Origin of the sequence: Acinetobacter colistiniresistens (assembly GCF_000413935.1) — a bacterium.
GTDB lineage: Bacteria > Pseudomonadota > Gammaproteobacteria > Pseudomonadales > Moraxellaceae > Acinetobacter > Acinetobacter colistiniresistens.
In genome coordinates this window covers 231,442-251,705 of sequence record NZ_KE340380.1, presented here as the reverse complement: position 1 = coordinate 251,705, position 20,264 = coordinate 231,442, and the positions used below count along the sequence as shown (strand labels likewise).

At 41.1% G+C, this 20,264-nt stretch carries 17 protein-coding genes; 5 read left to right on the top strand and 12 right to left on the bottom strand.

Going from position 1 to position 20,264, the window contains the following annotated elements; genetic code table 11:
• Positions 1–159 precede the first annotated feature (159 nt).
• Positions 160–822, top strand: a complete 663-nt coding sequence (locus tag F907_RS08995) for an IS1595-like element ISAcra1 family transposase (RefSeq protein WP_016651315.1) — start codon at positions 160–162, stop codon at positions 820–822.
• On the opposite strand, the gene F907_RS09000 is transcribed toward F907_RS08995, so the two are convergent.
• The 9 genes from F907_RS09000 to F907_RS09040 all read right to left on the bottom strand — a co-directional run bounded on the left by F907_RS09000 (position 790) and on the right by F907_RS09040 (position 11,188).
• Complete coding sequence (locus F907_RS09000; RefSeq protein WP_016652203.1) at positions 790–1,077, bottom strand: hypothetical protein; 288 nt, start codon at positions 1,075–1,077, stop codon at positions 790–792. The genes F907_RS08995 and F907_RS09000 overlap by 33 nt on opposite strands.
• Positions 1,074–3,692 (bottom strand): type VI secretion system Vgr family protein, encoded by a 2,619-nt coding sequence (locus F907_RS09005; RefSeq protein WP_016652202.1) that lies wholly within the window; start codon positions 3,690–3,692, stop codon positions 1,074–1,076. The genes F907_RS09000 and F907_RS09005 overlap by 4 nt, the downstream gene beginning before the upstream one ends.
• Before the next feature lie 87 nt (positions 3,693–3,779).
• Positions 3,780–4,553, bottom strand: a complete 774-nt coding sequence (locus tag F907_RS09010; RefSeq protein WP_016652201.1) for a Rossmann-like and DUF2520 domain-containing protein — start codon at positions 4,551–4,553, stop codon at positions 3,780–3,782.
• 82 nt (positions 4,554–4,635) lie between these two features.
• On the bottom strand, positions 4,636–5,691 hold the full coding sequence (locus tag F907_RS09015) for a hypothetical protein (RefSeq protein WP_016652200.1): 1,056 nt from the start codon (positions 5,689–5,691) through the stop codon (positions 4,636–4,638).
• A gap of 181 nt (positions 5,692–5,872) precedes the next feature.
• Entirely contained in the window at positions 5,873–7,291 is a 1,419-nt protein-coding gene (locus tag F907_RS09020) for an OmpA family protein (RefSeq protein ID WP_016652199.1), read from the bottom strand.
• Positions 7,292–7,526: 235 nt separating this feature from the next.
• Positions 7,527–8,099: a hypothetical protein gene (locus F907_RS09025; protein WP_016652198.1), complete on the bottom strand. Its 573-nt coding sequence runs from the start codon at positions 8,097–8,099 to the stop codon at positions 7,527–7,529.
• A gap of 206 nt (positions 8,100–8,305) precedes the next feature.
• Complete coding sequence (locus F907_RS09030) at positions 8,306–9,538, bottom strand: dihydroorotase (RefSeq protein WP_016652197.1); 1,233 nt, start codon at positions 9,536–9,538, stop codon at positions 8,306–8,308.
• A gap of 12 nt (positions 9,539–9,550) precedes the next feature.
• Positions 9,551–10,567 (bottom strand): aspartate carbamoyltransferase catalytic subunit, encoded by a 1,017-nt coding sequence (locus F907_RS09035; RefSeq protein ID WP_016652196.1) that lies wholly within the window; start codon positions 10,565–10,567, stop codon positions 9,551–9,553.
• Positions 10,568–10,816: 249 nt separating this feature from the next.
• Positions 10,817–11,188 (bottom strand): hypothetical protein, encoded by a 372-nt coding sequence (locus tag F907_RS09040; protein WP_016652195.1) that lies wholly within the window; start codon positions 11,186–11,188, stop codon positions 10,817–10,819.
• A 285-nt stretch (positions 11,189–11,473) separates the two neighbouring features.
• Here F907_RS09040 and rlmKL point away from each other — a divergent pair, with 285 nt between their 5' ends.
• Entirely contained in the window at positions 11,474–13,678 is a 2,205-nt protein-coding gene (gene rlmKL, locus F907_RS09045; RefSeq protein ID WP_016652194.1) for a bifunctional 23S rRNA (guanine(2069)-N(7))-methyltransferase RlmK/23S rRNA (guanine(2445)-N(2))-methyltransferase RlmL, read from the top strand.
• Here rlmKL and F907_RS09050 read toward each other — a convergent pair.
• Together F907_RS09050 and clpB are read right to left on the bottom strand one after the other, a co-directional pair.
• Positions 13,671–14,111 (bottom strand): hypothetical protein, encoded by a 441-nt coding sequence (locus tag F907_RS09050; protein WP_016652193.1) that lies wholly within the window; start codon positions 14,109–14,111, stop codon positions 13,671–13,673. The two genes, rlmKL and F907_RS09050, sit on opposite strands and share 8 nt — an antisense overlap.
• 167 nt (positions 14,112–14,278) lie before the next feature.
• Entirely contained in the window at positions 14,279–16,858 is a 2,580-nt protein-coding gene (gene clpB / locus F907_RS09055) for an ATP-dependent chaperone ClpB (RefSeq protein ID WP_016652192.1), read from the bottom strand.
• A gap of 263 nt (positions 16,859–17,121) precedes the next feature.
• Here clpB and F907_RS09060 point away from each other — a divergent pair, with 263 nt between their 5' ends.
• Complete coding sequence (locus F907_RS09060; RefSeq protein ID WP_016652191.1) at positions 17,122–17,922, top strand: M23 family metallopeptidase; 801 nt, start codon at positions 17,122–17,124, stop codon at positions 17,920–17,922.
• 70 nt (positions 17,923–17,992) lie between these two features.
• On the opposite strand, the gene F907_RS09065 is transcribed toward F907_RS09060, so the two are convergent.
• Positions 17,993–18,415, bottom strand: a complete 423-nt coding sequence (locus tag F907_RS09065) for an OsmC family protein (protein ID WP_005242053.1) — start codon at positions 18,413–18,415, stop codon at positions 17,993–17,995.
• A gap of 148 nt (positions 18,416–18,563) precedes the next feature.
• On the opposite strand from F907_RS09065, the gene crp reads away from it, so the two are divergent.
• Positions 18,564–19,271 (top strand): cAMP-activated global transcriptional regulator CRP, encoded by a 708-nt coding sequence (crp, locus tag F907_RS09070; RefSeq protein ID WP_004654102.1) that lies wholly within the window; start codon positions 18,564–18,566, stop codon positions 19,269–19,271.
• 197 nt (positions 19,272–19,468) lie between these two features.
• Positions 19,469–20,248, top strand: a complete 780-nt coding sequence (locus tag F907_RS09075; RefSeq protein ID WP_016652190.1) for a M48 family metallopeptidase — start codon at positions 19,469–19,471, stop codon at positions 20,246–20,248.
• Positions 20,249–20,264: the final 16 nt, after the last annotated feature.

The window sequence follows — 20,264 nt, the reverse complement described above, 5'->3', positions numbered from 1 at the left end:
AGCATCAATTTTGTTAACTGTTCTGCCAAATCATCTAGCTCTAGATCAGTCTTAATCAGATTTTGCACCAAAGCCATCTGATCAAATTTATTGATATATTCAGTTTGTTCTAATAAATAAGGCTCTAGACTAGCAGAATAATTATGTTAGTCTAGAATAATGATAGAAAACAGTAAATTAAGTCACTACAAGATTAAAAAAATTATTCAATGCTTTTGTGTTGATATTCCTGCTTCCAAAACAGCCTTATTACTCAATTTAAATCGTAATACGATTAATTATTGGTACATGCTTTTTAGAGAAACTATCTATGATCATCAAACAGATTTAAGAGCTAAGTTTGTTGGTTCAATAGAAGTAGATGAAAGCTATTTTGGAGCGAAAAGGCAACGTGGGTTTCATGGAAAGTTAAAGCGTGGTCGTGGGACTCTAAAACAGCCAGTATTTGGAATATTCGAACGTAATGGGCGCGTCTATACTGAAATCGTACCTGACTGTAAAATGAAGACTTTACAAGAGGTTATAATTGGTAAAGTTTCACTTGAGAGTGTGATTTATAGTGATGGATGGCGTGGCTATAATGGTCTTGTTGATGTGGGTTATTCAAAGCATTTTAGGGTAAATCACGGAGCAAATGAGTTTGCTAGAGGACAATGCCATATAAATGGAATAGAATCATTTTGGAGCTTTTGTAAAAGAAGGCTAGCAAAGTTTAACGGCATATCAAAAGAGTACTTTGATTATCATCTTAAAGAAACTGAATGGCGTTGGATGAGGGAACCTAATGAGTTAGCAACTGAGCTGTGGAACCTCATTAGGTAAAATTAAGTGTAAATCTGCTAGTCTAGAGCCTAAATAAATATTTTCATAGTAATCTTGCAATAAAGCTGGGCTCATTGAATCAATACGTATCACAATTGGAGCAATCTGTTTTTCTTTAAAAACATTAATTGCTAAAATTTTGTACTTCACTTTTTCATTTTCATAAATGTCCAGTAAATTTCTAAACAAATACTGATCATATAATATGTAATTAAATTTCTGAAAATCCTCAAAATTTAACTTACCCTTAATCATTTTACTCTCACGCTCGATTTACCGCTTGAAGCTGCATCTTTCATCTTATATTCACAGTCTTTTAATTCTGGTAACTCCAAAATCGTTTCATTTATATTTTGCCCGCCCATAAACAAATGCTGTCCAGCCTTCACCTCAAACTTGCCACCTGTGGTTGGGAAAATACCTGAGCCATTCAGCTTGATCTGAGAGCTAGCCGCAGTAATCACAATCTCTTTTGGACTGGTGATTTCTATACGGTCTTCTGTCGAAATGATCTGAATCCCTTGCTTGGCAAGTAAATCTAGTCCATCCCCTTGAGCCTGAACTTCAAACTTACCTTTGGCCGCAACTTGTTTAATGCCACCTTGAGCAGTAAAAAGACTGGCGTTACCACTGACATGTGCTACTAAATTTTTTTGTGTGCTTAGATTGATACTGTCACCAGCAAACTGATTGATCTGCCCATCCGCAGAGAGATGAATATCTTCATTGGTACTTAGGCCAATCCCTGCAGGTGAACTAAGCAACAACATCGCTTTATTAAACTTGGCAATATCAGACTCAATTTCTTCAGCAAAAGCTTTCAACTGATCCAGCGATTCTATTTCATCGGTCTGCTGATTCTTAGCCACTTCACTTAAGGCTTTAGCATTGCTCTGGTTGCCTTCAAGCTGTTGCTTGGCAGGTTGGGCATCAAGGTGTTCGCCTTGCGCCTGATTCTGTTTATGCGTGGAAACGAGAAGACCTTCGCCTGCACGTACAGCACCCCATTGGTCGGTACGCAGCTCAAAACCTTCACCTCGGTCTTCACTTTCGGCTTTATCTTTAGGATGACTCAGTTTCCCCAGATTCAGTTGACTGGCCGCATGACTGCTTTGCAACTGAGCACTGATCTGTCCTGTGGTGTCATCAAAACGCAGTTGGTTAAAACCTTCACCTTGAACTTCTTTGGACTTGATCCCTGCCAGTTTCTTGGTGTCTGGCAGCTTGCCTACATGGTCAAACTTGGTCGGGCTGCGATGGCCTTCATGAATCCGACCGACGACAAAGGGACGATCAATGTTGCCATTAAAGAAATCAATCACTACGATTTCATCTATGCGCGGTAAGAAGCGTGCGCCATAGCCTTCACCAGCCCAAGGCGTAAGTACATCAACCCAAGCTGAATCGGTGTCATTGTCATTGGCACCTGCACCACCATCGTGGCTATGGTCGTCATTACGAGTGAATAGGAAACGAACTTTAATTCGCCCCCATTCATCGACATGAATTTCTTCGCCACTTGGCCCAACCACTTTGGCTCGTTGCGGTGAAGCGACTGGACGGTGTTGTATGGGATTAAATTCGGGTACGGTTTTAATACTGCGGCGTTGTAGCGTCAGTTGATTGGCTTGGCGTTCTTCTGTGTTATTAGATTGAGTTGGCTGCCAATTACTCTGCGCTAATAATTGATTGATCTGCTGATTGAGGTCTTTAGGCAAGTTGTTTTGGTTATAGAAGTTTTTGCCTGTAATCAGGAATTCTTTGTCTGCGCCATCGTGTTGATCAATTTCAGGATGTTCGGTCAATTCAAACCAGTAACCGACATAGGTGTCTCGAACGGTGCTATCGGCAGTAAATTGTTTGGATTGCAGGTCGTAATATTGACCCAGATTCTGATTCAGCTTTTCAATCTGTGCATTGCCCGATGCGGTTGCCCCATCTTCACCATTCAGGTCTTGTATCCAAGCAGGTGAAAAGTGCCATGCCTGTTCTAGCCCTAGACTAGCATTGTCGTATTGAGCACTGTGTTTATGCGTGCTTTGTACACTGCCTGCACCATCTTCTTGTTCCAGTGCATCGGCTTGCCAACGCTGTACATGCACACTGCTCGGTTGTAAGCTGCGTTGTCCCACCAGACTGGTCATGCTGTCGTATTGTTCGGTGGCACTGCTGCGATGGTAACGAATCTGTCGACGATCAAGGGCTTGATACTGACTATTGTCATCAATCAAACGTAGCTTTTGTGGCTGAATGGCTGCACTGCTGACTGCAACGGTTCGCTCAGCCTCATCGATCAGCCAGTTAATGCCTTCGCTACGCATCAAAGATGTTAAAAATGCTTCATCCGATTGGTTATATTGCATAATAAAGGGACGGATATCATAGTCTTGACTCAGTCCGCTTAAATCAAGCGTTAAGCTTGATGCAAATAAGGGACTCTTTTGCTGCCACTCTTTAAAGATAAGTTGCACGACATCAGGTACGCTCTTGTTCATAAACACGCGGCTGTTACGGCGTTGTTTCCACAGTGCAGTTGGATCTTCTAAAGTCAGCTTATATACCGTGAGGCTACCATCCGATTGCCCTTGCAGGGCTTGAGTGATGATACCTGTGACACGGGTCAATTGCCCCTGGTCCGTAACGGTGTCAATTGCGGCTTGGCTACCAATAAATTGTTTTAAGGGTATGGTCGCATTGGTCGACAGACAAATTAATTCTGCTTTAAAGCCCGCATTCAGTTGATGCTGCCCATCAATCCGTTGCAGGAACACTTGAGTATTTAAATTTTGATTGGAAAACTGAATATGGATTGCACGTTTTTGTGCAGTAAGGCCGAGACGCTCTAACGCTTGAAAGATATTAGCCAACATTTTTTTATAAAATATTAAATCAAATTTTAACCATGGTATACAAAACAGACTGATTTGTCTATTTTGTATATTTATTGTTAAACCTTTTTAATGATGCCGTTTTAAAATAGATTCGCTCATCAGTTGGTATATATCCCGTAGATCAGATCGATTCGATTCTGTTAATAACTGGCCATGCATACTTAATATATTTTGATCCCCACGCATCGCAGGCCCTGTCTGCATATCCTTGGGACCATTGGCTGTGGCTTTGTTTGCGGTCTCCAGAATCAAGGGATATAATAGGCTAAAATCCACCTGCTCGGCATCCACCACTTGCTTGGCCATGTCATAACAATAATTACTAAAATTGCAAGCAAACACCGCTGCCAAATGCAAAGTGAGTCGTTGCTTGGAGCTATATTGATAAACACGTTGGCTTAAACTGTTTGCTAAATCGGTTAATAAGGTTAAATCTTGCTGCTGCACTGCTTCAACAAATAACGGTGTATCCGACCAATTCACCGCTCTTTCCAAACTAAAAGTCTGTAAGGGATAAAAAACGCCTGATCGCACATGAGCTTGTGAAAGTATTGATAAAGCCGTACTGCCCGAAGTATGCACAATCAGATTATCAGGCAAATATGCTGTAATGGAATCTATCACACTGGAAATCGCCTGATCACTCACAGCAATCATCACTAAATCTGTTTGTGAGTTCAGTTGCCTGACATCGTTAATTGCTTGAGCATTGACTTGATTGGCAAGCACTTGCGCGCGCTGTAAATCCCGACTAAAGATTTGAACGATCTGATGCTGTAACTGCAATACTCTGGCTAAATGGGTTGCCACACGCCCTGCACCAATCAATGTAATTCGCATAATTTCTATTTTACCTTCGTGATAACTCAAGCATGCCAATAAAAAAAGGACGAATCAATTCGTCCTTTTACTTGTTGGTCAATTAATTGACATTATTGAGATAAACAATGCGCTCAATGGTACGCTGCGTAAAGCATTTGGTATATTGCATGGCTTGGTCTTGTTGACGCATTGCCTCATTCCAGTAACCTGATTGCTTCTGATATGTTTCACGGTCTTTCTCAGGGATATCATAGACACTTTTCTGTGACAGCACCTTACAATCCACATCACGCTTCTCAAACCAGTCTGATTGATCTTGCTGCAATTGTGTCTTCTGTTCAGGCGTGAACTTATCCCAAGTCTGATTTAAACGCTCAACCTGTTTTGATTTTTCCGCATCCAGTTCTTTCTTACGGATGTCCATCGCTTTTTGTGCCAAGTCCATTTGCGCCGAAGATTGTGCATTATATTCTTGTTGAGCCTTTTCACTATCTTGTTCAATCAGGCGATTTTCTTTTAGGTAAGCAACATACTGTACAGCCTTGGTTGCCATAAACACCACCCCATCAATCACGGCGTTTTGATCTGGAATATCGACAACTAAACCATCTTTATCTGTCTTGGTCAGATTATAAGTAAACTCACCACGTAACTGATCATCTTCCAGAGTCAATGGGTATTCACTGTCAGAGAAGTAATCACCTAAAGTATAAGTCGTTGCACGTGCGTCACCCTCACCATCGCCTTGATACTTTTGCGATTCAAGATAGGCGTTTTCTGCACGCTTTTGCAGCCCTTTCGGGAAAGAAATAATTAATTGGCTATCACAGCTCAACAGTGTTTTTGAAGCGGATTGGGTTTCAGTCGCATCTAAAGTACGGACATTTTTAATTTCGAATTTCAGACCTTTATTGATTTTATCTAGAACATCATAATCGGCCTGATATTCACTTTCACGTAAGCTACGTTCAATTTGCTTTAAATAGGCTTTCTTTAATGCAGCCTGAATATTATTCAGATTATCCTGATTGGTACAGCTCCACTCAGCAACGGCAGCAGCATCAGTATTTTCCACTTTATCTTTTGGTTTGAACTTATCACAACCTGCTAATAAAACTGCTGCTGTTAATGTTGTGAATATAAAAAACTTATTCATATGAATGCCCTGTAATCTTGTTTTTTTCGGGCGTATTTTACTCAATTTAAATCTAGACTTTCGAGTCTTTTCTTTAATTTTATTTAAATCAGTGCATATTCAGATTAAAACATCGAATAAATAGCCAAAATAAAAGGAGTTATTACAATAATAACTCCTTTAAATCATCAAACAATATCCGTTACGGGGTAATTGAGAACTCGATACGGCGATTTTTAAAACGCCCTTCTTCTGTCGCATTATCTGCAACAGGATTATCTGCACCATGTCCCACAGCTGTCAGTTGAGTTGCAGCAACACCTTGGCCAACCAAATAGTCCACCACAGCTTGTGCACGTTTTTGAGATAATGCCTTATTGCTATCCGCGTTCCCAGTAGAGTCGGTATAACCAGCAACTGTCAATTTAGCATCCTTGAGGTTTTTCATTAAGGCTGCTGCTTTGTCTAAAATCGCTTTATTTTCATCAGGAATCTTATTTGACCCTGTCGAGAAATTAATGATTTGCAGATTAAGGGCTTTAATCACTGCATTAATATCCACCTGATTTGCATCAATACTTGCCAATGCATCATGAGCGGCATTCAAGCTGTTGCTGACAGAATCATCTGCATTTACAGGTGCATCAACCACGACCTCTGTATTCGGTACAAGTGCTTTGATCTTGCCCAGTAACTCATTCAGTTTGTTGGTATCTGCGCCTTTTAAAGTAATTTTATCTCCCACCCAATCCAAAGAAACATTTGGAACACCTTTAAGTAGGCCTAGTACGCCAGCCAGTCCTGCCTGATCGGTAAATGTCGCCGCATGGGTAGTTGCCGTATCGACAGTACAGTCCTGACTACCCGAAAAAATCTCTTTTACTTTAGCCTGAATACTGCTCAAGAAGCCTTGATCACCCACTCCCACCTGACACTGCACAACTTTAGCATTTGCATCGGTACTTAAACTCAAGCTGGCTGGAGCAGCATCTGTAGCAGTCACCTGTGAAGCTGCAGTATCTTCATTATTTACAGGTACAGCCATTTGTTGGTGCTGACAAGATTTCCATAGCCATGCGACCAGTAGCGCTAAAATAATCAGCGCCACAATCGGCAGCCAAGCGCGTGATTTGGTTGCTGTTTCAGTTGCATTATTGGCAAAATTTGAAACAGAGGCAGATGCGCTGGAGACCAGTCCTAATGGCGCAAGTAAACCCAATGCCCATGCAGGTAAAAGTGAACGAATGGAATCAGCATGCTGTTTTAAATAATTGACAATACTCTGAGAGTCATTGCCAGCCTCATTGGTCAAAGCAACAAGGCTTTTCGGAATCGCTTGGTTTAATGTTTGTTCTGCTTCAGCAGTAGACAGTTGACCGTCTGTCAAATTTGATAAAAGTGCATTTTTGACTTGATCATTATGGCCAAACAAATCGAATAAAGAAGGTGAAATCGATTCCTTGAGTTTCTGAATCAGTTCTGGCTTGGCAGTCAAGACCGAAAGAAAAATCGGATAAAATTTGGATAACAGGTTACTTTTTTCATTAGCCAGACTATCTTGGCTACTTACAAGTACAGATGTTACTTGTTGCTTTAACAATTCCATTGGGTTTATTGACATTGTTATTCACTCCAATCAGTTAAATTTATAATATTCAGATCGCTTAAGAAAAATGCGAAGTACAAGCAAGCTGATGTTTTTTTATTTTAATCATTTGTTTAGTTTTTACTCGTTTTTAAATAATTTAAATACAATACTTACATCACACTTTACAAAACTGATCAAAGACAGCGCTTTAGCACCTTGCCCAGATTCATATTGAACTGCGCTACTTATATCTTGGATAGGTTGTCCATTACTTAGTTAAATGGTAGAGAAACAGCAAAGAGAAACTGGCAAAAATCAAAGTAAGAAAAGGAAATAAACGATACGATTTCTTTTCAGGAGGCAGCTCAACTGGTTCATGCATTGTTTCTAATAAAGGTTCTTTTATCTCCACCTCATCCAATAATGCAAGCACTTCATCAGACCAATTGGGCAGTAAGGCAAAGATTGATTCTTTATGTTCTCGAAGATAATGCAGAATACTGATTGCCTCATTCCCCACTTCGTTTGAAAGTACCGCTAAACTTTTAGGAATGGCTCGATTTAATGTGATTTCCACTTCTGTAACTGCAACTTTGCCTGCAGCCAATCTTATCAGCAATGCATTTTTTACCCGTGCATTTTCTTCCAGCAAATCAAAAACTGAAGGGGTCAGTTTCTCTTTTAGCTGATCAATCAATTCAGGCTTATCTAGAAAAATAGATAAAAAAATTGGATAAAATCTTGATAAGACATCATTTTTCTCATTAACCAAACAGGTTTGATCATTCACAATCATAGACGATACTTTTTGCTTAAGTAACTCCATTGGATTCATAGACATATTGTTAAGCTCCAATTATTTAAGTTTTAAATAATGTAATTCTCATTTTTATAATTTTATGTAAGGTATATCTCAATTTATTTTTTTACTTTAATCTATTTTTTTAATCTTTATCAGTTTTGTAAAATTTAAATACAATATCTACTTCACATTTTACAAAGCGGAATAAGGCCTTATCGCCTTATTCCGCTGTTTTTTAGTTCATTTCAGGCAAATGTATGCAGCACTTTACCGGTCAACTGCTGTCCAAGTAGTGGGGTGTTTTTCCCTTGAGAAACGATTGTTTCTTTAGAAACAGCCCACTGTAGTTCAGGATCAACCAAAACCCAGCCTGCTTCTTGCTGCCAGCGCTCAGTCATATTTGCAACTTGAGCAGGCGTTGAAGTCACTTTTGCAACCCACTCCAGTGGCTCAAAAACACCTTCCTGAATCAACTGTATCCCCAAGCCCACATAGGTATCAAAAGCGCTAATACCTGGCTGTGTTTCAGCAAATGGTGCCATTTTTGCAGAGCTGCTTAACGGTTCATGGTGCGTACAGATTGCATCAATCACCCCCTCTTTAACGCCCTGGCGTAACAAGGCCTTGTCTTGCTCAGAACGTAATGGTGGACGCACATGCGCAAGTGAATTAAAACCATCGGTCAGATGTTCAGTTAAGTGTAGCTGATGCATGGCAACATCTGCCGTTACAGGTAAACCTTTGGCTTTTGCTGCACGAATCAATTCAACCGAAGCGCCACAAGACAAGAGTCCAAAGTGTGCTTTTACCCCTGTTGCTTCTATCATGATCAAGTATTTTGCAATCGCGACCGTTTCAGCAATCGCTGGAATCATCGGTAAACCTTGACGAGACGCAATAAAACCTTCATGGGCACAACCATCTTTGGCAATCTGCGGTTCTTCGGCATAGAACACCACGGTCAAGCCCAAGCCTGCAGCATATTCAAGGGTACGAATGACCACGTCATCATTTTCAAATGCAGCATTGGCATTTGAAACCGCAGTACATCCCCCCTTCTTTAATCCCGCCATATTGGCAGGTTGTTTACCATTCAAACCTTGGGTTTGTGCACCAATAATATGTAGATAAATGCCGCCATCCAAATATGCTTTTTCAATCAAACCATGAATCAAAGCGCCATTATCCTGCACGATTGGCTTCGAATCTGGTGGAGTGATGACATGCAGAATACCATTGGCACGCGCCGCTTTACCTTCAGACTTTAAAGTTCCATGTTGTTGCTGCCCCGGTTCACGCAAACGCGCACACAGATCAACCATGGTTGGCATTAACCATTTGCCTTGACCGTCAATGCTTTCATCAAACTGGCTTACAGCATCAATCAGCTTGCCATTTTCGATATAAACCGTTTTAACTTGATCGGTGTTTTGAATTGGATCGAGCACACGGACATTTTCAATTTTTACAATACTCATGTGATCTATCCCTTACAGTGCAATCGCTTCAATTAAACCTTGTTCTTGTAACTGCCCTTGCATTGCAAGTGCCAGTACCGCCATACGAACAGCAATACCATTGGTGACTTGTTTCAAAATCACGGACTGATCGCCATCGGCAACACTCGAATCAATCTCGACACCACGGTTCATCGGACCTGGATGCATCACAATACAATCAGGCTTGGCCAATGCCAGACGCTCTTTGTTCAAACCATACATTTTGTAGAATTCAGCTTGTGAAGCAAGCGCTGGTGAGTCAATACGTTCATTTTGGATACGCAAGGCAATAATCACATCACAACCTTTAACACCTTCATCCATTTTATTAAACAGACGTACATGTTCACCATATTCATCAAAGCTCACTGGCAATAAGGTATTCGGCGCAATCACACGAATATCTTTACAGCCCAATGTCTGCAACGCAGCGACATTAGAACGAGCCACACGTGAATGTTTAATATCGCCGATGATGGCAACACTTAACGCTTCAAATGGTTTTTTGGTTTCACGGCGGATGGTTAACATATCCAGCATTGCTTGGGTTGGATGCGCGTGGCGACCATCACCAGCATTGATAATTGCAACTTTTGGACACACATCTTTGGCAATAAAATGTGCTGCCCCAGAGGATGAGTGACGCACCACAAAAATATCCGCCGCCATGGCTTCCAGATTCCACAATGTATCGCGTAAGGTTTCACCTTTAGAGGTACTTGAGCGCGCGATATCAATATTTAAGACATTGGCAGACAAACGTTTTGCTGCAGCCTCAAAAGTAGTACGGGTACGAGTAGAATTTTCAAAGAATAGATTCATCACCGTCAGCCCTTCAAGCAACGGACGATTGATCAAATTATTATTTTCATCTAAGAAGCTTTGCGCTGTATCTAGAATCTTGGTTAAGGTTTCTTTGGAAAGACCTTCAATGGTTAAAAAGTGCTTGAGATTTCCTTGTTGATTGAGCTGGATCTGACTCAAAGTATGCAATGCCGCCAAGTGCATAAGAGATTCCTAACACGTTAAGTTAACGCATTATACAGACTTTGGATTTCATTCGCAGTTGAACTTTTCAGCACTTAAGTAAAAATCTTTTAGATTTTTTTCATCGTCTTATTTTTTGATTGGTATGCAAGAGATTAGCATTACTTCTGAAAATTGCGCTGCGACTCTCTAGCGAAACAGAACAAATTAAGGATGTAAGCATCCGAGCTACACCCCTTGCTTATTTTCTATTTTTTAATGACTTATAATCTATCTTAATGCACCAATATAGTGATGATGCACCTGTGCCTGATAAATTTCCTCCTCGGTCACTTCCACTGGATAGTTTTCTAAAACTTCGACAGATTGCTTTTTCACCTCGGTTTTTGCTTCGTCAACCAGTAAAGTTGCTTCTGGATATAAATCGACCAGTGGGCTTAAACGAATCACAAAGCGCTCCAATTCTGGATCTTCGGTCGCCAAGGCAAGCTCAAGCACATGTTGGGCATAGCTTTTATTATTCACCAAATACATCACATCAATCACACGACCACATACACGTCTTAAACGGACATACATTTGAGTTGCAATCGTAAACGCTTCAGCATTGACCAATACTTCGTTTTTCATGCTTTCCTTCATAACATCCTCACAGCCATCAAATTAAAATTATTAAAGTTCATCAGTTTTAATTAAAATCACCTCACTGATGTGCTGCGAATGTAGAAGCAAAAGCTATACCAACTCTCTAATAAAATTCAGAATAAAAATGACTTAAATCACAGTATAAACAAATTAGGGCAGCAGAAATTTAGCCAAAAATGCAATGAATCGCTGATAAAGCTAACAATCACACAAATATGCACCGACAGAACAAACAAAAATCAGTTAAAATAGCCAATTGCTAAAAATGTTTTGGAAATTTGAATGAATGCTAAACCACGTCTAACAGACTATTGGGTGACCTGTGCGGACGGGCTTGAAACCTTATTACAACAAGAGCTTGAAGATTTAGGCATTCAAAATATCCAACGTTTTGCTGGGCGTTTAATATTTAAAGGCACGCTCGAAAATGCCTATCGCGTTTGTATGTGGTCGCGTCTTGCCTCTCGCGTCCTGTTACCAATTCATACGCATGAACTCGAACATACGCATGATGCACGTGATGTAGCAGAAGAACTTTATGAGGGTGCGATCAGCTTTGATTGGTCACTGATTTTTGCACCACAAAGCACCTTTGCAGTCCGCTTGCATGTGGAGCGCGAAATTAAAGTTAATACCCAATTTGCTACCCTACGTGTAAAAGATGGTGTAGTCGATTCCTTTATGGAAGCCGTGGGTAAACGCCCAAGTATTGATATTAAACAACCTGAAATTACCCTTTACGTTTTAGCTGGTAAAACAGAACACACCTATTGCTTAGATTTATCGGGCGATTCACTGCATAAACGTGGTTATCGTCATTTTATGACTGATGCCCCGATCAAAGAAAACTTAGCTGCAGCGATTCTGCAAAAAGCCCAATTAGCCCAGTATGAACCTGATATTATCCTTGACCCGATGTGTGGTTCAGGCACATTTATTATTGAATCACTCTTGATCTTGACCGATCGTGCACCTGGTTTAGTTCGTCGTTTTGGCTTCAATGGCTGGCATGGACATGACCGTGATCTATGGCTCTCACTCAAAGCTGAAGCAGCAGAGCGTCATCAAAAGGCTTTAGAACAACCTTTACCGAAATTCTATGCCTACGATGCGGATTGGGAAGCGGTCAAAGCCACTCGCCAAAACATCATCGCTGCTGGTTTTGAAAAATTACTGGATCAGATCCAAATTGAAGAACGTACTCTGGCAGATTGGGATGACTTCCACGCTGAAGGCAAAAAAGCCTTTATCGTCACCAACCCGCCTTATGGCGAGCGCTTAGGTGATAAAGCGTCTAGCCGTTCATTCTATTTAGGTTTGTCTGGACTATTACAAAAGAATTTCCCAAATCAGTCTGTTGCTGTGATTGCAGCACAAATTGAACAGGCAGATGTTCTTGCCATCAATGATCCACAAACACTACGGTTGATGAATGGTAAATTACCAATTTATATCCGTTTTGGTACAGTTAAACCTGCGACAGTGACACAGCCTTTCCTTGCAACTTGGCAACCACAACAATTTGAGAAAATTGAAGGTGCTGAAGACTTTACCAATCGCTTGCAAAAAAATATGCAAACATTGAAAAAATGGGCTGTAAAAGAAAATGTATTCTGCCTACGTTTATACGATGCAGATTTGCCTGACTTTAATGTTGCAGTCGATCTATACGGAGATCGTTTGCATGTTCAAGAATACGCACCACCAAAAACCATTGATCCAGAAAAAGCAAAAAAACGCTTTAACTTGGCGCTTGCAGCTATTCGTGCTGTAACTGGTTTAGGCCGTGATGCGATCTTTATCAAAACGCGTGCAAAACAAGCCGGTGCAAACCAATACACCAAACAAAGTACCGCATCTAAACGTTTTATCGTTCAGGAAGGCAAAGCACGTATCTTGGTGAACTTGACCGATTATCTAGATACAGGTCTATTCCTTGATCACCGTCAAATGCGTTTAAGAATTGCCAAAGAAGCACGTGGCAAACACTTCCTTAATCTGTATAGCTATACCTCGACTGCAAGCTTACATGCGGCCTTAGGTGGCGCAGCCAGTACCACAAGTGTCGATTTATCCAATACCTACTTGAACTGGTCTAAAGAAAACTTTGTCTTAAACGGCTTGACTGTAGATCATGCCGATGAACAGCATATGTTCTTTGCCAGTGATTGCTTTGAATGGTTAAAAGAAGGTCATGAACAATATGACCTGATCTTCATTGATCCACCAACGTTCTCGAATTCGAAAAAATTCTATGGAACTTTTGATGTACAGCGTGACCATGTTTCACTGCTAAAACGTGCAATGAATCGTTTAACCAGTGACGGAACCTTGTACTTCTCAAATAACTACCGTGGTTTTGAGCTAGATGAAGAAATTGAGGCGATGTATCAAGTCGAAGAAATCACCTCAGAAACCATTGGTCTAGATTTTAAACGCAATCAAAAAATTCATCGTGCCTGGAAAATTCAGCACCCTGCTATCTAACAACCAGTTCGGCTTTAACATCATCGTTATAGGTCACATGAACATTGCCTGATTCGAATTCATAAATCATGTATCGGTCAGATGGTTGCTCATGTGGCTTGATGGTGGCTATCCTCTTATCTCTCGGATCAACCGCCATCACTTTTTTCTGTTCTTCATGGGGCGATAACACGCCTCCCAAAATAGTGTTGACACGAATTTCACCTAAGTACTTATCACTCAGGACTCGTTGCGAACGCCAACGTTCTTCCTCAGGTTTCAAGGCATCTTGTTGTGCTTTAATCAGAATACTGGGCAGCGCATTGTTCAGCATAGCGGTTTGTAAGGCGAGTGTACTCTCACTTAATGGCTGAACAGCGTGCGCCATTGAAGTTAAGGCAATCATCAACATAATTACACAAACATTTGTGCAATGATGTCTTTTATTTTCCATTGCAATTCATCCTGAATTTTTTTCTTATTTGTTCAGAAACTAGCAAGTTTTTCATGAAGCCGCAATGTCATTGGTAATATTCCCGCAAAAATCTGACCAGTTGCACCAATATAAAAAAAGATGGTGATTTTCATCACCATCTTTTTTGTCAATCATTCAAGTTTAACTTAGCTGAGTTTCACTTTATCGAACACCAGATGACCACTATCACCTTTGATCAAAATATTATCTCCAGGTTGAAACTCACCAGAGAGTATTTTCTGAGCCAAGTTATTTTCAACTTGTTGCTGAATTGCACGTTTTAGTGGACGTGCACCATATACAGGATCAAAACCAGCATCAATCAATAAATCAAACGCTGTATCATCCACAGTTAAGCCCATATCACGATCACTCAAACGTGAACGTAAACGATCTAACTGAATATCCGCGATGCCACGAATCTGTGCTTTTTTAAGTGAATGGAAGATCACCAGCTCATCAATACGGTTAATGAACTCAGGACGGAAGTGCTGCGTAACAGCATTCATGACCACAGTACGAACTTCATCATCTGTTGCCCCTTCACCAAGCTCACGCACATCTTGTGAACCCAAGTTTGAAGTCATCACAATCACCGTATTTTTAAAGTCGATGACACGACCTTGCGAATCGGTCAAACGTCCATCATCTAATACCTGCAATAAGATATTGAATACGTCTGGATGGGCTTTTTCTACCTCATCAAATAACACCACACTATAAGGCTTACGGCGTACCGCTTCAGTGAGCACCCCACCTTCTTCATAACCCACATAGCCCGGAGGTGCACCCACCAAACGACTGACTGAGTGTTTTTCCATAAATTCGGACATATCAATACGAATCATGGCATCATCACTGTCAAACAAGAAGTTTGCCAATGCTTTGGTCAGCTCCGTTTTACCCACACCTGTTGGCCCAAGGAATAAGAATGAGCCGCTTGGACGATTCGGGTCAGATAAACCTGCACGTGAGCGACGGACTGCATTCGACACGGCAACCACTGCTTCATCTTGTCCAACCACACGATTATGTAAGAACTCTTCCATATTCAGCAGTTTTTCACGTTCACCTTGCAACATTTTCGCCACAGGGATACCTGTTGCAGCACTGACCACTTCAGCAATTTCATTTTCGGTGACTTTGGTACGAATCAGCTTCGGCTCTTCATTTTCCTCAGCCACCTCGGCTTGTTCTAAACGCTTCTGCAACTCTGGAATCACGCCATATTGCAAACGTGCTGCTTCTGCCAGATCACCTTCACGTTTTGCCTTCTCTAAAGCAACACGTGCCTGATCAAGTTCAACCTGCGCCTTCTTGTCACCTTCAACCAGTGTTTTTTCAGCTTTCCAGATTTCTTCCAGATCATTGTACTCTTTTTGCTTTTCAGCAATTTGCTGCTCAAGATGATTGACTTCGGCTTTACTGCCAGCATCTTCATCTTTTTTCACCGCCTCCAATTGCATTTTCAACTGAATTAAACGGCGATCAAGTTTATCCAGAGCTTCTGGCTTGGAATCAATTTCCATTTTGATACGAGATGCTGCTTCATCAATCAGATCAATCGCCTTATCAGGTAACTGACGATCGGTGATATAGCGATGTGACATCTTCGCTGCAGCAATAATAGCCGAGTCCAAAATTTGCACCCCATGGTGGGTGGCATATTTCTCTTTGAGACCACGTAAAATCGCAATCGTATCTTCAACACTTGGTTCATCGACCAATACTTTCTGGAAACGACGCTCGAGCGCCGCATCTTTTTCAATGTACTGGCGATATTCGTCCAGAGTGGTCGCGCCGACACAACGTAATTCACCACGTGCTAACGCAGGTTTCAACATATTGCCTGCATCCATTGCACCATCGCCCTTACCAGCACCGACGAGTGTATGTAACTCATCAATAAACAGGATGATCTCGCCTTCATGTTTAGCAAGGTCTTTGAGTACTGCTTTTAGACGTTCTTCGAATTCACCACGATATTTCGCACCTGCAAGCAATGAACCGAGGTCTAATGACAATACACGTTTATTCTTCAGGCCTTCAGGTACTTCACCATTGACAATACGCTGTGCCAAGCCTTCCACAATCGCAGTCTTACCCACCCCAGGCTCACCAATCAATACTGGGTTATTTTTGGTACGACGGGATAAAACCTGAATAGTACGGCGAATTTCATCGTCACGACCAATCACAGGATCGAGCTTGCCTGCTAAAGCACGTTCAGTTAAATCAATGGTATATTTATTCAGTGAGTCACGTTGATCTTCATGATTGTTGCTCATGACTTTGTCATTTCCTCGAATATTTTCAATTACTTTACGTAGGCTTTCAGGTGTTACACCGACGCTATTTAAGATCGTTTTGGTTTCACCCGTTTCCGCCAAACTTAACAACACCCAATCGGTAGATAAAAACTCATCTCCTGCCTTTTGTGCATAACGGTCAGCTAAATTCAAGGCCTTTACCGCTTCAGGATTCAGATTGATATCACCCGTAGGATTGGCCAAGGTTGGCGCATTTTGCAGGGCTTGTTCCAATTTTTGCTTTAACTCTGGTAAACGAGCGCCCGCTTGTTGCAACAAACTCAGATTGGCAGGTTCTTCAAGTAAGGTGGTCAGGATATGAATTCCTGAAATTGAAGTATGATCCTTACCCATTGCCAATGATTGTGCATCTGAGAGTGCTTGCTGTAAGCGGTTTGTAAATTTTTCAAATCGCATTCTTGTTATTCCTCACAACAAATTTTTAACTTATCACTTAGATGGGAACGCTTTTAAAAATTTCAAATAAAATTTATATATTTTTCAATATTTTATAAAAATATCAAGAGATAAAACTCAGTATTAATATGGGTGTATAAACAATCTATTTCAAGTATCTTTTGTATAATTTTTCTGTCTATTCTGTTTTGCACAAAATCCTTATTGTGATTTTAAGGTGAACGTTTTAGCTTAACGCTTTGCTTCAACTAAAAATGCTCATCATGTCGCTAAAAACAATTTTACTCAGCGTTGCTTCTCTTCTTCCACTTCATGCTGCGTTTGCACAGCTGCCACAAGACTCAAGGCGTGCAGGTGGTATTGCAGTGATTCCATTAACGACCAATACAACTCAAGTCTTTTATCAACAAAAACCTGTTTTGATTTCCCAAGAAGGGGCTCAGCGCTATGCCGTGTTTGGTATTCCCCTTTCCGCACCCTTAGGGACTTTAACCTTAACCACCAATAACGATCCGATTCAGGTTGAGGTCAAACCGTATGCATACGCGGAGCAACGGCTCAACGTCAAAAATCAGGACTATGTCAGTCCTAATCAAGAGCAACTTGATCGATATGCCAGAGAAGCCAAAGAGCAGAATGATATTTACAGCTCATTTACACCGAGCACATGGACACAATTTCCCAATTTTATCCGCCCTACCGCAGGTAAATTCAGCAACTCTTTCGGCCGTAAACGATTTTTCAACGGCGAAGAGCGTGCACCGCATTCTGGTCTAGATATTCCTGCACCTGTTGGACAAACCGTCATTGCGCCTGCAAATGGCGTCGTGATAGCAACAGGCAACTATTTCTTTAATGGTAATACCGTCCTGATTGATCATGGCCAAGGCTTGGTCAGCATGTTCTGCCATTTGAGTAAAATTAATGTGCAAAAAGGACAGCAGATTCGTCAAGGTGAAACGCTTGGACTCGTCGGTAAAACTGGACGTGTTACTGGACCACATTTACATTGGGGAATGAGTCTAAATAACGCTCGGGTAGATCCACAATTGTTTCTAAAATAAAAAGAAAAGCTTATAAAAAAGTGATCTATAAAAATAGATCACTTTTTAGTAGAACTTAATAATTTATAACTTAAGCAGCTTCAATAATTTCAAAATCATGGGTGATTTCAACACCGCCATCTGAAAGCATTTTACTGGCTGAGCAATATTTCTCAGCTGAGAGTTCAACGGCCTTTTCAACTTGCTTGGTTTTTACCGCTTTGCCAGTGACCACGAAATGCAAATGGATTTTTGTGAATACTGCTGGAATGGCATCTGCCCTTTCTGCTTTAAGCTGACATACAACATCCGTCACATCTTGGCGAGATTTCTTTAAAATAGTCACAATATCAAACGAAGCACACCCACCAAGTCCCATTAAAATCAATTCCATAGGACGTGGACCACGGTTTTCACCCCCATATTCAGCAGAACCATCCATCACCACAGTGTGGCCACTTTCTGATTTCGCCTCAAAAGCAACATTCTCTAACCAATGTACACTTGTTTGCATTGCAACTACCCGAAAAACGTTATAAATTTACTCTGTTCTTGTACACTAACATAAAATGAGTTGATAAGGAATTTCATCTCTTCTGTGTAGAAAAGGCTCTTACAAGAGTCTGTGCGATCGGTTTTATCCAAATTCGGAAATTTTAAGCATGACTTCAAATTTTTCACAACTTAGCACTGATGCTTTATCACCAGGTCAACTACCTGAATCAGTAAAAGCTTTGCTAAAACGTGCTCATATTAATAGATACCCTAAACGCACCACGATTGTTGACGCTGGAACGGAATCAAAATCACTGTATTTAATATTAAAAGGTTCAGTGTCAATTATCTTACGTGAAGATGACGAACGAGAAATCGTTGTTGCTTACCTCAACCCTGGTGATTTCTTTGGTGAAATGGGTCTTTTTGAAAAGAATCCTCAACGTACCGCAGAAGTACGTACGCGAGATGTCTGCGAAATTGCAGAAATTTCCTATGACAATTTCCATGAGTTAAGCAAGCAATACCCAGATTTGAGCTACGCCGTATTTGCTCAGCTGGTACGCCGTCTTAAAAACACCACACGTAAAGTAACCGATTTGGCCTTCATTGACGTGTCAGGTCGTATCGCGCGTTGTTTAATTGACTTATCTGCGCAGCCTGAGGCAATGATTTTGCCGAATGGTCGCCAGATTCGTATCACTCGCCAAGAGATTGGTCGTATTGTCGGTTGTTCTCGTGAAATGGTTGGCCGTGTCCTCAAGACACTTGAAGACCAAGGCATGATCCAGACCGATGGTAAAGCCATCCTTATTTTTGATGCTTCTTTAGAAGAAAACACCTTCTCTGAAGATGAGTATGATGATGAGGATTAATTTGATCTGAGATCGGATTGATTCTAACCTAGCCAGTGCCTGTCACTGGCTTTTATTTTTTATACAGAATAAGCTTTACTGATTACATAATTACAATGATTATAGAGCTATTCAGAATATTAACTACCGCCAACTTTTTCTATAATCCACCCTGATCACGACTATATTCATAAGATACTGATTTGGAGAGAATAAGTATGAAGAAATTCGCTTTGAGCCTTTGTGCTGTGACCGTAATGACAATTTCTGGCTGCGCCTCTTTCGCAGACATGGCAGGCGCAGATAGCGCAACTTTAAATGCGCAATCAGCACAAAGCTTCGCTAAGATGACCCAAGAAGCACGTGCCAAAAACCAGCTGGATAGCAGCTCAAGTACTTATCAACGTATCAATACTGTCTTTAATCGCTTAAAACCGTATGCGGATCAAATGAACCAGACTGGTCAGCGTTTTGACTGGCAACTGGCGGTATTAAAATCTGATACCGTGAATGCCTATGTTGCACCCGGCGGTAAAGTTGTTTTCTATACCGGTATTGTCAACAAGCTCAATTTAACCAATGATGAAATTGCAGCGGTGATGGGACATGAAATGACTCACGCGCTCGAAGAACATGCTAAAAGCAAAATTGGCGCTCAAGCGTTAACCAATCTTGCGATTGGTATTGGTAAATCTTATGCTGGCAGTAGCATTGGTGATCTAGGCAGCGCTGCAATCGATTTAGGCAGCCAAGTCGGGGTCGGCCTACCGTACTCACGTAACTTGGAAAGTCGTGCCGATTACGGCGGTTTAATGCTCATGGCGAAAGCAGGTTATAACCCAAATGCGGCAATCAGCCTGTGGGAAAAAATGAATCGTTTAGATGGCGCTGGTGCTGGTGGTTCGTTCTTGTCAACGCATCCATCAAATACTCAACGTATCAGCGATATGCGTAAAAACTTACCAGCAGCTTTAGCGGTTTATAACCAACGCCGTTAATCCATACCGCCCTTAA